The sequence below is a fragment of the Ancylobacter sp. G4_0304 genome (genome assembly GCF_047501495.1).
Classification (GTDB): Bacteria; Pseudomonadota; Alphaproteobacteria; order Rhizobiales; family Xanthobacteraceae; genus Ancylobacter.
The window spans coordinates 37,430-52,358 of sequence record NZ_JAZDRM010000033.1; the positions used below are offsets into that span (position 1 = coordinate 37,430).

At 68.1% G+C, this 14,929-nt stretch carries 13 protein-coding genes; 7 read left to right on the plus strand and 6 right to left on the minus strand.

Annotated features, from left to right (window positions below; all coding sequences use genetic code 11):
• The first annotated feature begins 104 nt into the window (after window positions 1–104).
• Genes hutI through VRZ77_RS17320 form a run of 6 tightly spaced genes read left to right on the plus strand, consistent with a single transcriptional unit; the run spans window position 105 to window position 7,338 of the window.
• A complete protein-coding gene (gene hutI, locus VRZ77_RS17295) occupies window positions 105–1,310 on the plus strand; it encodes an imidazolonepropionase (protein ID WP_414593846.1) in 1,206 nt (401 codons plus the stop codon).
• On the plus strand, window positions 1,307–2,842 hold the full coding sequence (gene hutH / locus VRZ77_RS17300) for a histidine ammonia-lyase (RefSeq protein WP_414593847.1): 1,536 nt from the start codon (window positions 1,307–1,309) through the stop codon (window positions 2,840–2,842). The genes hutI and hutH overlap by 4 nt, the downstream gene beginning before the upstream one ends.
• Before the next feature lie 10 nt (window positions 2,843–2,852).
• Entirely contained in the window at window positions 2,853–3,671 is an 819-nt protein-coding gene (gene hutG, locus VRZ77_RS17305; protein ID WP_414593848.1) for an N-formylglutamate deformylase, read from the plus strand.
• 11 nt (window positions 3,672–3,682) lie between these two features.
• Window positions 3,683–5,350, plus strand: coding sequence for a urocanate hydratase (gene hutU, locus VRZ77_RS17310; RefSeq protein WP_414593849.1), 1,668 nt, complete (start codon window positions 3,683–3,685; stop codon window positions 5,348–5,350).
• The gene (locus tag VRZ77_RS17315) at window positions 5,350–5,937 is read left to right on the plus strand and encodes a HutD family protein (RefSeq protein ID WP_414593850.1); all 588 of its coding nucleotides are present in this window, start codon (window positions 5,350–5,352) and stop codon (window positions 5,935–5,937) included. The genes hutU and VRZ77_RS17315 overlap by 1 nt, the downstream gene beginning before the upstream one ends.
• A 45-nt stretch (window positions 5,938–5,982) precedes the next feature.
• Window positions 5,983–7,338, plus strand: coding sequence for an LLM class flavin-dependent oxidoreductase (locus tag VRZ77_RS17320; RefSeq protein WP_414593851.1), 1,356 nt, complete (start codon window positions 5,983–5,985; stop codon window positions 7,336–7,338).
• Window positions 7,339–7,344: 6 nt separating this feature from the next.
• Here the strand turns inward: VRZ77_RS17320 and VRZ77_RS17325 are convergent, their stop codons facing one another.
• Genes VRZ77_RS17325 through VRZ77_RS17335 form a run of 3 tightly spaced genes read right to left on the minus strand, consistent with a single transcriptional unit; the run spans window position 7,345 to window position 9,825 of the window.
• Window positions 7,345–8,142: a hydroxypyruvate isomerase family protein gene (locus VRZ77_RS17325; RefSeq protein WP_414593852.1), complete on the minus strand. Its 798-nt coding sequence runs from the start codon at window positions 8,140–8,142 to the stop codon at window positions 7,345–7,347.
• Between the two features lie 34 nt (window positions 8,143–8,176).
• Entirely contained in the window at window positions 8,177–9,121 is a 945-nt protein-coding gene (locus VRZ77_RS17330; protein ID WP_414593853.1) for a dihydrodipicolinate synthase family protein, read from the minus strand.
• Entirely contained in the window at window positions 9,118–9,825 is a 708-nt protein-coding gene (locus VRZ77_RS17335; protein WP_414593854.1) for a GntR family transcriptional regulator, read from the minus strand. The genes VRZ77_RS17330 and VRZ77_RS17335 overlap by 4 nt, the downstream gene beginning before the upstream one ends.
• Before the next feature lie 179 nt (window positions 9,826–10,004).
• On the opposite strand from VRZ77_RS17335, the gene VRZ77_RS17340 reads away from it, so the two are divergent.
• Window positions 10,005–11,723: an IlvD/Edd family dehydratase gene (locus VRZ77_RS17340; protein ID WP_414593855.1), complete on the plus strand. Its 1,719-nt coding sequence runs from the start codon at window positions 10,005–10,007 to the stop codon at window positions 11,721–11,723.
• Window positions 11,724–11,860: 137 nt separating this feature from the next.
• Here the strand turns inward: VRZ77_RS17340 and VRZ77_RS17345 are convergent, their stop codons facing one another.
• The 3 genes from VRZ77_RS17345 to VRZ77_RS17355 are packed head-to-tail and all read right to left on the minus strand — an operon-like array spanning window position 11,861 to window position 14,576.
• On the minus strand, window positions 11,861–12,523 hold the full coding sequence (locus VRZ77_RS17345) for an aspartate/glutamate racemase family protein (RefSeq protein WP_414593856.1): 663 nt from the start codon (window positions 12,521–12,523) through the stop codon (window positions 11,861–11,863).
• Between the two features lie 21 nt (window positions 12,524–12,544).
• A complete protein-coding gene (locus tag VRZ77_RS17350) occupies window positions 12,545–13,267 on the minus strand; it encodes a molybdate ABC transporter substrate-binding protein (RefSeq protein WP_414593857.1) in 723 nt (240 codons plus the stop codon).
• Window positions 13,268–13,298: 31 nt separating this feature from the next.
• The gene (locus VRZ77_RS17355; RefSeq protein WP_414593858.1) at window positions 13,299–14,576 is read right to left on the minus strand and encodes an alpha-hydroxy acid oxidase; all 1,278 of its coding nucleotides are present in this window, start codon (window positions 14,574–14,576) and stop codon (window positions 13,299–13,301) included.
• Window positions 14,577–14,929 lie beyond the last annotated feature (353 nt).

Consider the following 14,929-nt stretch of genomic DNA (forward strand, 5'->3'; position numbering starts at 1 on the left):
CAAGGGCCTTTCGTTCAGGCTGGACAAGGGGCGCGTCGTGCGATTATGTATATACATATCAGCGGCGCCTGCCAATCGCCTTTGCCGCTGCCGGGAGGAATGCGATGCGCTGCGATCGGCTATGGCGAGGGGCGAGGCTGGCGACGCTGGCACCTTCGCGTCCGGGGCTGGGGCTTGTCGAGCATGGCGTAGTCGCCGCTCTGGACGGACGCGTCGTCTATGCCGGCCCGGCGGGCGAGGCGCCTTCCTTCGAGGCCGACGAGACGATCGATGTCGAGGGTCGCTGGATCACCCCCGGCCTGATCGACTGCCACACCCATCTGATCCATGGCGGCGACCGCGCCCATGAATTCGAGCTGCGGCTCGCCGGGGCCTCCTATGAGGAGATCGCGCGGGCGGGCGGGGGCATCGTCTCCACCATGACCGCGACCCGCGCCGCCAGCGAGGACGAACTGGTCGCGAGCGCGCTGCACCGGCTCGATGCGCTGATCGCGGAAGGGGTGACCACGGTCGAGGTGAAGTCCGGTTATGGCCTGTCGCTGGAAAGCGAGCTGAAAAGCCTGCGCGCGGCGCGGGCGCTGGGCGTGCGGCGCCCGGTCTCGGTGACCACCACCTTTCTCGGCGCCCACGCGCTGCCGCCCGAGGCGAAGGGCGACAAGGACGCCTTCATCACCGCGATCTGCGACGAGATGCTGCCGGCGGTCGCCCGCGAGGGGCTGGCCGATGCCGTGGACGGATTCTGCGAGGGCATCGCCTTCCTCCCCGAGCATATCGAGCGGGTGTTCGCGCGGGCCGAGGAACTCGGACTGCCGGTGAAGCTTCATGCCGACCAGCTCTCCAATTTGCACGGCGCCAAGCTCGCCGCCGAGTTCGGCGCGCTCTCGGCCGATCATCTGGAATATACCGACGAGGAAGGCGCCGCCGCGATGGCGGCCGCCGGCACGGTGGCGGTGCTGCTGCCGGGCGCGTTCTATTTCATCCGCGAGACCAAGCTGCCGCCGGTGGATCTGTTCCGCGCGCAGGGCACGCACATGGCGCTGGCGACCGACAATAATCCCGGCACCTCGCCGCTCACCTCGCTGCTACTGACCATGAACATGGCCGCGACGCTGTTCCGCATGACCGTGGACGAGTGCCTCGCCGGGGTCACGCGCGAGGCGGCGCGGGCGCTGGGGCGGCTGAATGAAATCGGGACGCTGGAGGCCGGCAAGAGCTGCGACCTGGCGATCTGGAACATCGAGCGGCCGGCGGAGCTGGTCTACCGCATGGGTTTCAACCCGCTGCATGATCGCGTCTGGAGGGGTAAATGAACGAGATCATCCTGAAGCCGGGCGCGGTGTCGCTCGGCCAGTGGCGTGCGATCTATCGCGGCGCCCCCGCGACGGTTGCGCCGGAGGCCGCGCCGGCCATCGCCCGCGCCCATGAGGCGGTGCAGGCGATCCTTGCCAAGGGCGCGCCGGTCTATGGCATCAATACCGGCTTCGGGAAGCTCGCCAGCGTCCGCATTCCCTCCGAGGACCTCGCCACGCTCCAGCGCAACATCGTGCTCTCCCATGCCGCCGGCGTCGGCGAGCCGATGCCGGTGCCGGTGGCGCGGCTGATGATGGCGCTGAAGCTCGCCAGCCTCGCGCAGGGGGCGTCGGGCGTGGCGCCAGCCACCATCGCGCTGCTGGAGGCGTTTCTCACCAAGGGGCTGACGCCCGTGGTGCCGTGTCAGGGCTCGGTGGGCGCCTCGGGCGACCTTGCCCCGCTCGCGCACATGACCGCGACCATGATCGGCGTCGGGGAGATTTTCGTCGGCGGCGCGCGCGTGCCGGCCGCCGTCGCGTTGAGCGACGCCGGGCTGGCGCCGCTGACGCTTGGCCCCAAGGAAGGGCTGGCGCTGCTCAACGGCACGCAGTTCTCCACCGCCAACGCGCTGGCCGGGCTGTTCGAGGCCGAGAACCTGTTCAAATCTGCGCTGATGACCGGCGCGCTCTCGACTGATGCCGCGCGCGGTTCGGATGCGCCGTTCGACCCGCGCATTCACCAGCTCCGCAAGCATCGCGGCCAGATCGAGACCGCCGACGCGCTGCGGGCGCTGATGGCGGGCTCGGCGATCCGAGCGTCGCATCTGACCGGCGACGAGCGGGTGCAGGACCCCTATTGCCTGCGCTGCCAGCCGCAGGTGATGGGCGCGGCGCTCGATGTGCTGCGGCAGGCGGCGACCACGCTGGAGACCGAGGCGAACGGCGTCTCGGACAATCCGCTGATCTTCCCGGAGGAGGGTGAGGCGCTCTCCGGGGGCAATTTCCACGCCGAGCCGGTGGCCTTCGCCGCCGACATGATCGCGTTGGCGGTCTGCGAGATCGGCTCGCTCAGCGAGCGGCGCATCGCCATGCTGGTCGATCCGGCGCTCTCGGGCATGCCGGCCTTCCTCACCCCGAAGCCGGGGCTGAATTCGGGCTTCATGATCCCGCAGGTGACGGCGGCGGCGCTGGTGTCGGAGAACAAGCAGCGCGCCTATCCCGCGAGCGTGGATTCGATCCCGACCTCGGCCAATCAGGAGGATCACGTTTCCATGGCCGCCCATGGGGCGCGCCGGCTGGCCGCGATGGTGGAGAACGCGGTGTGCGTGATCGGCATCGAATTGCTGGCCAGCGCGCAGGGCTGCGATTTCCACGCGCCGCTGGCATCAAGCGCGGTGCTGGAGAAGCTGCGGACGCTGCTGCGGGCGCAGGTGCCGCATCTCGACGAGGACCGGCATTTCGCGCCCGACATGGAAGCGGCGAACGCGCTGGTGCGCTCCGGCGCGGTGGCGGCACTGGGCGGCGCGCTGCTGCCGACGATTTCCGGGGAGTGAGGGTCGCGGCATGACGAACCCGTCCTTCATCTCCGTCCATCGTGGTACCGCCCCGCTCGTGCTGTCGCTGCCGCATACCGGCACCGACATCCCGGACGACATCGCGGCCGATCTGGTCTCGCCATGGCTGGCGCGCAAGGATTGCGACTGGTGGATCGAGACGCTGTACGACTTCGCGCAGGAGCTCGGTACCAGCACTGTGCGCACCGGCATTTCACGGACGGCCATCGACGTGAACCGCGACCCGTCCGGCGTCTCGCTCTATCCCGGGCAGGCGACCACCGAATTGTGCCCGACCACCACCTTCGACGGCGAGCCGCTTTATGTCGAAGGGAAGGGCCCGGATGTGGCGGCGCGCAAGACGGCGTATTTCGAGCCCTACCATGCCGCGCTTTCCGCCGAGATCGAGCGGGTGCGGGCCGAGCATGGCACGATGGTGCTCTATGACTGCCACTCGATCCGCTCGGTGATCCCGCGCCTGTTCGAGGGCGCGCTGCCGCATCTCAATATCGGCACCAATTCCGGGGCGAGCTGCGCGCCGCAGCTTCAGGCCGAGATCGAGGCGATCTGCGCGTCCTCTGGCTTCGAGCACGTCAGCAATGCCCGCTTCAAGGGCGGCTACATCACCCGCCATTACGGCGCGCCCGCGCGCGGCGTGCATGCCGTGCAGATGGAGCTGGCCTGCCGCGTCTACATGAACGAGCCGCTCGGGCCGGTCGACGCGGGCAATTGGCCGACGCCGTTCGATCCCGCTTATGCCGCGCCCGCCCGCGCGGCGCTCACCCGCATTCTTGAGGCGTGCATCGCCTTCGCACGCACGGCACGCTGAGGAACCGCCCGATGACCCGTATCGACAATTCCCGCACCATCCGCGCCGCCCACGGCACCACGCTCTCCGCGAAAAGCTGGCTGACCGAGGCCCCGCTGCGCATGCTGATGAACAATCTCGACCCCGATGTCGCCGAGAAGCCGGGCGAACTCGTGGTCTATGGCGGCATCGGCCGGGCGGCGCGCGACTGGGAGAGCTTCGACCGCATCGTCGCGAGCCTGCGCGAGTTGGAGGAAGACCAGACCCTGCTGGTGCAGTCCGGCAAGCCGGTGGGCGTGTTCCGCACCCACAAGGACGCCCCGCGCGTGCTGATCGCCAACTCGAACCTCGTGCCGCATTGGGCGACCTGGGACCATTTCAACGAGCTGGATAAGAAGGGGCTGGCCATGTACGGCCAGATGACCGCCGGCTCGTGGATCTATATCGGCTCGCAGGGTATCGTTCAGGGCACTTACGAGACCTTCGTCGAGATGGGACGCCAGCATTTCGGCGGCTCGCTCAAGGGCAAGTGGATCCTCACCGCCGGGCTCGGCGGCATGGGCGGGGCGCAGCCGCTGGCGGCGACCATGGCGGGGGCCTCGTGCCTTGCCATCGAATGCCGGCCGTCCTCGATCGAGTTCCGGCTGCGCACCGGCTATGTCGACGTGCAGGCGCGCGACCTCGACCATGCGCTGGAGCTGATCGATGAGGCGACGCGCGCGGGCAAGGCGCTCTCGGTCGCCCTGCTCGGCAATGCCGCCGAGGTGCTGCCCGAGCTGGTCAAGCGTGGCGTGAAGCCCGACGCGGTGACCGACCAGACCTCCGCCCACGACCCGGTTAACGGCTATCTGCCGATCGGCTGGACGCTCGCCGAATGGGAAGACCGCAAGCTCTCCGACCCCAAGGGCGTCACCAAGGCGGCGAAGGCCTCGATGGCGGTACATGTGAAGGCGATGCTGGACTTCTTCCACGCCGGCATTCCGACGGTCGACTACGGCAACAATATCCGCCAGATGGCGCTGGAAGAGGGGGTGTCCAACGCCTTCGACTTCCCCGGCTTCGTGCCGGCCTATATCCGCCCGCTGTTCTGTCGGGGCATCGGTCCGTTCCGCTGGGCCGCGCTCTCGGGTGACCCGGAGGACATCTACAAGACCGACGCCAAGGTGAAGGAACTGCTCCCCGACAATGCGCACCTGCACAACTGGCTGGACATGGCGCGCGAGCGCATCCACTTCCAGGGCCTGCCGGCGCGCATCTGCTGGGTGGGCCTGGGCGACCGCCACCGGCTCGGCCTCGCCTTCAACGAGATGGTGCGCAACGGCGAACTCAAGGCGCCGATCGTGATCGGCCGCGATCATCTGGATTCCGGCTCGGTGGCCTCGCCCAATCGCGAGACCGAGGCGATGCAGGACGGCTCGGACGCGGTGTCCGACTGGCCGCTGCTCAACGCGCTGCTCAACACCGCCTCCGGCGCGACCTGGGTGTCGCTGCACCATGGCGGCGGCGTCGGCATGGGCTTCTCGCAGCATTCCGGCATGGTGATCTGCTGCGACGGCTCGGCGGATGCCGATGCGCGCCTCGCCCGCGTGCTGTGGAACGACCCGGCGACCGGCGTGATGCGCCACGCCGATGCCGGCTATCAGATCGCCATTGACTGCGCGAAGGAGCACCAGCTCAACCTGCCGGGCATTCTCGGGTGATGCGGGTCCTGCGCGCGAGTGGCCATCGCTTGATGCCCTGGAAGAACGGTGGCGGCTCGACGACCGAGATCGCCGTCGCGCCGGAAGGGGCGGGGCTGGAGGCCTTCGACTGGCGCGTCAGCATGGCGGACGTGGCGGGCGACGGGCCATTCTCGTCGTTTCCCGGCATTGACCGCACGCTGGCGATCCTGAGCGGGGCGGGGATGCGGCTCGACATTGCCGGCCGCGCCTCGCTGGAACTGAAGGCGGCCAGCGCGCCGGCAGCGTTTCCCGCCGACGTGCCGACCGCGGCCAGCCTGATGGATGGACCGATCCGCGACCTCAACGTGATGACCCGGCGCGGCGTGTTCGCGCATCGGGTGACGCGGCATGAGTCGCGCGCGGTAGTGGGCGCGCCCGCGGGCGGCGTGACGCTGGTCCTGTCGCGCATGGCGGGGCTGGTGGTCTCGGAGGCCGCGGGCGCGGCGGTGGAACTCGGGCCGGACGATGCCGTGCTTCTCGACGGCCCGGCGACGCTGGTGCCGGGTGGCGAGGGCAGGTTCTTCGTCATCGAGCTGTGGCCGGTTGCCGCGACCGCTCGACTTTAAGGTCTATACAAATCAAGATCGGCGCATCGCCTTTGGAGAGATGTGATGCGCCGGTCGGACAAGCTGAAGCTGGGAACCTTCGTCTATACCTTCGGCTACAACCCCGCCGGCTGGCTGCACCCGGCGTCTGACGTGAACGGCGCCAATGATTTTTCCCATCTGCTTAAGGTCGCGCAGATCTCGGAAGCGGCGAAGTTCGACTTCATGTTCCTCGCCGATTCTCCGGCCGCCGCGATCGGCGATCCCGAGGGCCTCTCGCGCTCGCCGACCAAGATGAACCGTCCCGAGCCGCTGACGCTGCTGGCGGCGCTGGCGGTCACTACCTCGCGCCTCGGCCTCGTGGCGACCGCCTCGACCTCCTATTACGAGCCGTTCAACCTCGCGCGCATCTTCGCGTCCATCGACCATCTCAGCGGTGGGCGCGCGTGCTGGAATGTCGTGACCTCCGATCATGACGAGACCGGCTACAACTTCAACCGCGAGGGGCTGGACCCGCACGCGCTGCGCTATGAGCGTGGCAAGGAGTTCGTCGATGTCGTGTTCGGGCTGTGGGACAGCTATGAGCACGACGCGCTCACGCTCGATCGCGAGAGCGGGGTCTATTACGACAAGGACAAGCTCCACACGCTGAACCACAAGGGCAAGCACTTCCAGGTGCGCGGCCCGCTCAACATCGCCTCGACGCCGCAGGGAAGGCCGGTGATCGCGCAGGCTGGCGGCTCTGAAGCCGGTATCGAGCTGGCGGCCGAGACGGCGGAGGTGGTGTTCTCGCTCGCCTCCAACCTCCAGCGCAGCCAGGCGTTCTACGCCACGCTGAAGGACCGCATGGCCAAGTTTGGCCGCGCGCCGGATGAGTTGAAGGTGATGCCGGGCGTCGTCATCAATGTCGGGCGCACCGAGGACGAGGCGCGCGAGAAGGTGCGCTTCCTCGCCGACAAGCTGCACCCGGATGTCGGCCGGCTGATGCTGGCGGAATTCCTCGAAGCCGACCTCACCGGCGTGCCGCTCGACGCGCCGTTCCCCAAGGACCGGCTGCCGGCGGCGGCCAAGGGCTCCAAGGCGCTGTTCGACGAACTGACCGACTTCGTGATGAAGGGCCACACGGTGGGCGAACTCATCCGCCTGTTCAGCGAGAAGCACACCGGCAACGGTATCACCGGCACGCCGGCTCAGGTCGCCGATTTCATGGAAGAGTGGTTCGAGACCCGCGCCGCTGACGGCTTTATCGTGATGTGCCCGACGCTGCCCTCGGCGCTGGAGGACTTCACCGAGCTGGTGGTGCCGGAGCTGCGCCGTCGCGGCCTGTTCCGCGACGAGTACGAGGGCACGACGCTGCGCGACAGTCTCGGCATTCCCGTGCCGGAGAACCGCTACGCGCGGGCGCGCCGGCAGGCCGGGTGAGGGGACTCAGGCGACGCGGGCCTCGGCGCGGGCCTTGGCGAGCCAGCTCAGCCCCTCCAGCGTCCCGGCGCGCGGGGTGTATTCGCAGCCGATGAGGCCGTCATAGCCGGCCTCATCGAGCGTGCGGTAGAGGCGCGCGAAATCGATGGTGCCGGTGCCGGGCTCGTGGCGGCCGGGATGGTCGGCGATGTGGATGTGGTAGATAAGCTCCACATGATCGGCGATGAAGGCGAACGGGTCCGAGCCGATCATGGTGGCGTGGAACACGTCGTAGAGCAGGCGCACATTGGGCGCGCCGATCTCGGCTATGGCGCGCACGGCGTCGCGCGGGTCCTCGATGAAGTAATCGGCGATGCTGCCGCTGCTGATCGGCTCGATCAGGAGCAGCAGGCCGCGTTCGGCGGTTGCCTCGGCGGCAAGGCGCATATTGGCGATGTAGGTGTCCCACATGCGCGCGGGATCGGCGTCGGCCGGGCGCACCCCCGCCATGCAGTGCAGGGCCGGGATGCCGACGACTTCCGCGAAGTCGAGGCTGGGCGCGAGGCTGGCGCGGAAGCGCTCGATCTGATCGGGCAGGGCGGCAAATCCCTTCTCGCCGCGCGAGATTTCGCCGGCGGGAAAGCTCGACTGCACGATCGGCAGCCCGCATGCGTCGAGGAGCTGGCGCACGCGGGCGGCCGGCAGCCCGTAGAGCGCGGGATGCTCCACGGCATCGAAGCCGGCCGCGCGGGCTGCCTTAAATCGGCTCTCCAGCGGCATTTCGTTGAAGAGATAGCCGATATGGCCGCTGAAACCCTTGATCATGGTGCGTCTTTCGCTGGTCGGGCGGCGGGTTGGCTCAGGAGGCGGCGAGCCAGGAGGCGAGCTTGCCGTCGCGCCGTTCCAGCCGCTCCAGCAGATAATCGACCTCGGCGCGGGCCTTGGCGGTCAGCGTCGAGCCGGGCTGGCGCTGGGCGTCGCAGCTGAGAATGCCGCGGCGCATCAGCACGTATTTGCGCACCGAAAGGCCGACGCCCTGCTGCTGCTCGTAGCGCAGCAGCGGCAGATGGGCGTCGAACAGGTCGTGCGCCTCGTCGCGCCGGCCTTCCTTCTGCAACCGCACCACAGCAGACAGCATTTCCGGGAAGGCGTAGCCGGTCATGGCGCCGTCCGCGCCGCGCTCCATCTCGAAATCGAGGAACAGGCCGCCATTGCCGGTGAGGATGGAAATCTCCCGCATCGAGCCTTCCTTCTGGAAGCCGCGCAGGGCGGTGATCTTCTCCAGACCCGGCCAATCCTCATGCTTGAGCATGACGCAGGACGGATTCTCGGTGACGATCTGCCGGATCACCTTCGGCGTCATCTGCACGGTGAGGGTGAGCGGATAATCCTGCAGCACGAAGGGAATGTCCGTGCCGATGGCCTGCACCGCCTGCCGGAAATAGCCGGTGATCTGTTCGTCGGTGCGCAGCGAGGGAGGGGGCGCGATCATCACGCCCGCCGCGCCGCGCTCCATCACCGCATGGGCGAGGGAGCGCATGGCGGCAAAGCCCGGCGCGGAGACGCCGACGATGACGGGAAGCGCGCCGAAACCGTCGATGAAGCGCGCGGTGATGGCGAGCGATTCGGCGGCGTCGAGCTTGGGCGCCTCGCCCAATATGCCGAGCACGGTGACGCCGTTGGAGCCGGCGGCGAGATAGCGCTCGATCAGGCGATCGATCGACGCCTCGTCGATGCGGCCGTCCTCGTGAAACGGGGTGGGGGCGATCGGAAAAACGCCAGCGGCGCTGGGATCGAGTGTCATGAGCGGGTTCCTGTGCGGTCTTGGGTAGCGGCTCGCGCGGCCATCTGCGCGAGGCGGGCGAGATAGGCGGTCTTGCTGGCCTGCATGTGCGCGACATTCAGCTGCGCCAGCGCCCAGGCATCGCTGCCCCGGAGCAGCGCGATCATGTGATCGTGCTCGCGCAACGAGCGTTGCAGGCCCTCGCCATCGGCGAGATTGCCGGCGCGGATCGGCAAGGTGAGGCGCATATACTCCTTGGCGGTGCGGACCAGATAGGGATTGCCGCAGCCTTCCAGCATGGCGAGGTGGAAGGCGTCGTTGAGCTCATGCAGCCGCCGCAGGTTCGGCGCGTCCGCCTCGCGGCGATACTCGTCCTGGATGGCCTCAAGACGGGCGATCAGCGACTCCGGAGCGGGGAGCGGGATCATCAGCACGATCTGCCGCGTGATCATCTCGCGCGCCTCGTAGATCTGGCGCACTTCCTCGGCCGTGAAGGAACAGACGGTGGCGCCGACATTCGGAACGTGGCGCACCAGCCCGTCGCGCTCCAGCGCGGCCAGCGCGCGGCGGACATAGTGCCGGCTGGTGGCGTAGCGCTCCATCATCGCGTCCTCGACCAGACGCGCGCCGGGCGCGAGCCGGCCGAAGATGACGTCATCCTCAAGCTGGCGCAGCACGTCCATCGGCGCGTGCAACTCGGCAGGGGGCGCGTTTCTGGTGCGCATGACAGGTTCCGGGACGGAGAATTCCTCGGCGGCATAGTGCGGTGATCGACAGGATTGTCAATAATATCGGCGATAAATTGCCATATGCCGGATATTACCGACAGGATTATTGACAATCCGGCGAGCGCTGACCAACCTGCGTCGTCCTCATGAGGGGCGCGTGTCAAAGGGAGGCCGGGATGGCCAAGGGTCTGAGCAAGGGTCTCACCAGCTATGGCGACGACGGGTTCTCGCTGTTCCTGCGCAAGGCCTTCATCAAGGCCATGGGCTATTCCGACGACGCGCTGAGCCGCCCGATCGTCGGCATCACCAACACCTATAGCGACTACAACCCCTGCCACGGCAACGCGCCCCAGCTCATCGAGGCGGTGAAGCGCGGCGTTATGCTGAGCGGGGCGATGCCGATGGTGTTCCCGACCATCTCGATCCATGAAAGCTTCGCCCACCCCACCTCGATGTTCCTGCGCAACCTGATGGCGATGGACACCGAGGAGATGATCCGCGCCCAGCCGATGGACGCGGTGGTGGTGATCGGCGGCTGCGACAAGACGCTGCCGGCGCAGATCATGGCGGCGGCGAGCGTCGACCTGCCGACCGTGGTGGTGCCGGTCGGGCCGATGGTGGTCGGCCATCACAAGGGCGAGGTGCTCGGCGCCTGCACCGACTGCCGGCGGCTCTGGGCCGCGCACCGGGCAGACACGATCGATGCCGAGGAGATCGAGGTGGTGAACGGTCGGCTTGCGCCCTCGGTGGGCACCTGCATGGTGATGGGCACGGCGAGCACCATGGCGTGCATCACCGAGACGCTCGGCCTCTCGCTGCCGATGAGCGCCACCGTTCCCGCGCCCCATGCCGAGCGTATCCGCATCGCCGAAGCCAGCGGGCGGGTGGCGGCGCGGATGGCGGTGGAGGGCGGGCCGCGGCCGAGCGAACTGCTGACGCCGCGCTCCCTGCGCAATGCCGCGGTGGTGATGCAGGCGATTGGCGGTTCCACCAATGGCGTCATCCACCTCGCGGCCATCGCCAACCGCACGCCGCACGCCTTCGACCTTGCCGAACTCGACGAGATCGGCCGCCGCGTGCCGGTGCTGGTCGACCTCAAGCCGTCCGGCGCTCATTACATGGAGCATTTCCACCATGCCGGCGGCGTGCCGAAGCTGCTGAAGGAGCTTGGCGACCTTATCGACCTCGACGCGCCGACCGTCACCGGTGCCACGCTGCGCGAGGTAGCCGCCGCAGCCGAGGACGTGCCGGGGCAGGACGTGATCCGCCCGCGCAGCGCGCCGATCAAGGCGGAAGGTTCGATGGCGGTGCTCACCGGCAATCTGGCGCCGGGCGGGGCCATCATCAAGCAGGCCGCCGCCTCGCCCGGACTGCTGACCCATACCGGCCGCGCGGTGGTGTTCAGCTCGGTGCCGGACATGATCGCCCGCATCGACGATCCCGACCTCGATGTCGCGGCCGAGGATGTGCTGGTGCTGCAGAATGCCGGCCCCAAGGGCGCGCCGGGCATGCCCGAAGCCGGCTATCTTCCGATCCCGAAGAAGCTGGCGAGGCAGGGCGTCAAGGACATGGTGCGCATTTCCGACGCGCGGATGAGCGGCACGGCCTTCGGCACCATCGTGCTGCATGTGACGCCGGAGGCGGCGGTGGGCGGGCCGCTGGCGCTGGTGGAGACCGGCGACATGATCCGGCTCGACACGGCGGGGCGGCGCATCGAGCTGCTGGTGGAGGAGGCGGAGCTGGAGCGTCGGCGGAAGAAGCTGGATGCGCAGCCGGCGCCGGTCGCGGCGGAGCGCGGCTATGCCCGGCTCTACCAGACCAGCGTGCTGCAGGCGGATGAAGGCTGCGATTTCGACTTCATGCGCCATCCCTCGCGGCTCACGGCCGAGGACTGAAAGAAAGCCGCCCGGTGGAAGGCCACCGGGCGGCTTCGGGCTGTCTGCTGTCGTCATCGGGTGCTGCCCTTCCGCTGCGAGTGGGCGCCCGGACGCCGGCGCGGCGCGACAGGCGGGGAGGGGCCGCGTGACGGCGTTCACGCCGCCACGAGTTGCTGCATTAGCTCGACGGCGGCGTCGGGAGCGGTCAGCACCGGCACATCAACCACCGCCCGCACGGCTTCGGCCGCCCGCGAGGTGGAGAAATGCGCAAGCATGATGGCATCGGAGGTCTTCAGCTCCGGCGCGCGGGCCGCGACCAGCTCGTTATGCGTCGCCGCGTCGCCTTGGCGCAGCAGATCGATCGCCCGGTCGACGACGATGGTGGTGAGCGAAGCGTCGCTCGCCGCCTGCCGCACGAATTCGTCGAACTCCTCGCGCATGGTCACCACCGCCGGGGCGAAGGTGGCGAGCATGCCGATCCGGCGGCCCTGCGCGATGGCGGCGCGGAACATCGCTTCATTGGGCTTCAGCACCGGGATCGGCAGTTCGTCGATCAGCCGGTCGATGGCGGGGCCGAAGGCGGAGCAGGTGATGAGGATGCCGTCCGCGCCACTGCGATGGGCGTAGCGACCGAAGGCGATGAAGCGCTCGATCATCTCGTCCGTCAGTTCGGGATCGCGGGCGCGGTCGACCGACAGGCTGTCGTCGAGCAGGTTCACCGTCTCGGCGGTGGGCCAGCGCCGGGCGAAGGCGTTGCGGATCGGCTCCATCGCCACCGGGGTGGCGTGAAGCAGGACGATGCGGGGGCTGGCGGCCATGAAAACCTCCTGGGATGTGGATCAGGCGGCCGAAGGCGCGCGCACGAGCGAGGAGAGGCCGCCCTTCTCATAGGCGGCGACGGCGGCGTCCGATCCCAGCAGGTCCAGGAATGCCTGCGCGGCTTCCGGGTTGCGGGCGTCGGTGAAGATGGCGGCGGAGAAGTCGGTGAAGGTCTGAACCTCGTCGGGGAAGGGGCCGACGATATCCACCCCGTCGACCGACATCAGCTCGCTGATCTGCTGGACGGCGTATGCCGCCTCGCCGGTAACGATCTTGCCGGCGGTGAAGCCGGCGGGAATGGTGACGCCGCGCGCCTTCACCTCCTCGGCGATGCCGAGTTCGGCGATCAGGCGCTGGAAATAGATGCCGCTGGCGCCGCCCAGCGAATAGGCGACCGACGGCGCGGCCAGCAGCGTGGCCTTCAGCGCCTCGACCGTCGAGATATCCGGGCGCGGCGCGCCCTTGCGCACGGCGAGGCCGACCATGGCGCGGGCCACCGGAATCCGGGTGTCCCGGTGGATGATGTCGTCCTGCACCAGCTGGTCCATCGCATGGTCGATGGCGAGGATGATGTCGGCGCGCTCGCCGCTTTCGACGCGGCGCATCAGGACGGTGGTCGGGTCCCAGAGGATGTCGGCACGGATGCCGGTTTCCTCTTGGAAGTGCGGCACGATCCAACGCTTGAACGCCACCTCGACGGCCAGCGCGCTCATGATGGAAACGGTGTTGGTCTGGGTACTCATCGATGTTCCTCCCATTGCGGCCGGACGAGGCTCAGCGGCGCGGGTGCGTCGGGCGCACCATGTCCGGCGTGATCTCGGCCAGCGTCCGCAGCCCCATCAGGGCCATGTCGCGATGAATTTCCTCGGAGAGCAGCCGGATTGCATGCCGCACGCCGTCCGCGCCGCCGAGCGCGGCTGCATAGAGGAAGGGGCGGCCGAGGAAGACGAAGTCGGCGCCGAGCGCGAGGGCCTTGAGCACATCGGTGCCGCGGCGGATGCCGCCATCGACCATCACGGTCATGCCCTTTGCCTCCGCACGCACGTCGCGCAGGGCCTCGATCGGGGCGAGGGCGTAGTCGAGCTGCCGGCCGCCGTGATTGGAGACGATCACGCCGTCGGCACCAAGCTCGCGGGCCATCGCCACGTCGGTGGCGGCGAGCAGGCCCTTCACCACCAGCTTGCCCTTCCAGCGCTTGCGGATGGCTTCGACATGGCGCCAGGCGAGCTGGTCGCGGCTGTTCATGTTGCGCACGAAATCGCGCGAGAACATGGGCGGGCCCTGCGCGGCGTCCATGTTCTCGAAATGGGGAACGCCGTGGCGCAGGAAGGTGCGGCCTACGGTGCCGAGCAGCCAGCGCGGATGCAGCACGCTGTCGAGCGCGACCTTGGGCGTGATCTTTAGCGGCATGCTGAAGCCGCTCCGCGTGTTGTTCTCGCGATTGCCGGGAACCGGCGTGTCGGCGGTGACCACCAGCGTGCCGAAGCCGGCTGCGGCCACGCGGTCGATCATCGCGTCGATGCGCGGCTGATGGCCCGCGAGATAGGCCTGGAACCACGCATCTGGGTTCTCGCGATACACGTCCTCCAGCTTGATGAGCGAGGAGGCGCTGAGAATCATCGGCACCTGCGCCGTGCGGGCGGCCGCGGCCAGTTCGGTGTCGGCGCGATAGGCGACCATCGCGGCGCCGCCGAGGGGCGCGATGCCGAACGGGCTCGCATAGGTCTTGCCGAACAGCTCGCGGCCCTGCTGGCGGCCGGCGACATCCATGAGGGTGCGCGGCACCAGCGCGAGCTCGGCATAGGCCTGCCGCGCCTGCCGCAGGCCCGAGCCGGTTTCGACCGCGCCGGACACATAGCCATAGATCATGCGCGGCAGCATGCGCCGCGCGGCCTGCTCGAAATCGTCGAGCGCCAGATAGTTGCGGAATCGGCGCGGAACACTCGGAGCCGCCGGGCGGACGGCGCCCTGGATCGGGGCGGCCTCGGCGACGGTTTCGCTAACCGTCCCTCGCGTCTCGGGCGGCAGCGACATCGAACCTGCATCGCTCATCACCGAAGCCCCGCCGACATTATACGCAAGTGATGGTCGAGATTTATCATGATGGCGTCACTACATAATCTGTCGTGATTCTTGTTCTTTTGAAGTGATCCAAAAGAGAATCACATTCAGCTCGATTCCGGCGACCAAAGGCACCGATCGGCCTTATTGTGGAAGATGTACATAGCTCGCACAGCTCATTCGGGCTGTCAATGGCATCGGAATCAGGCGCGTCTTGCATATAACATATTGAAAATGAACGATATAAGTCTGTCGAGACGATGTGTAAAAATTACATAGAAGCGGGAGTTTTGCGACAATTCAGCCGCGATAATGGCTTTCCGTGTCGCGCAAAAGGGCGGGCG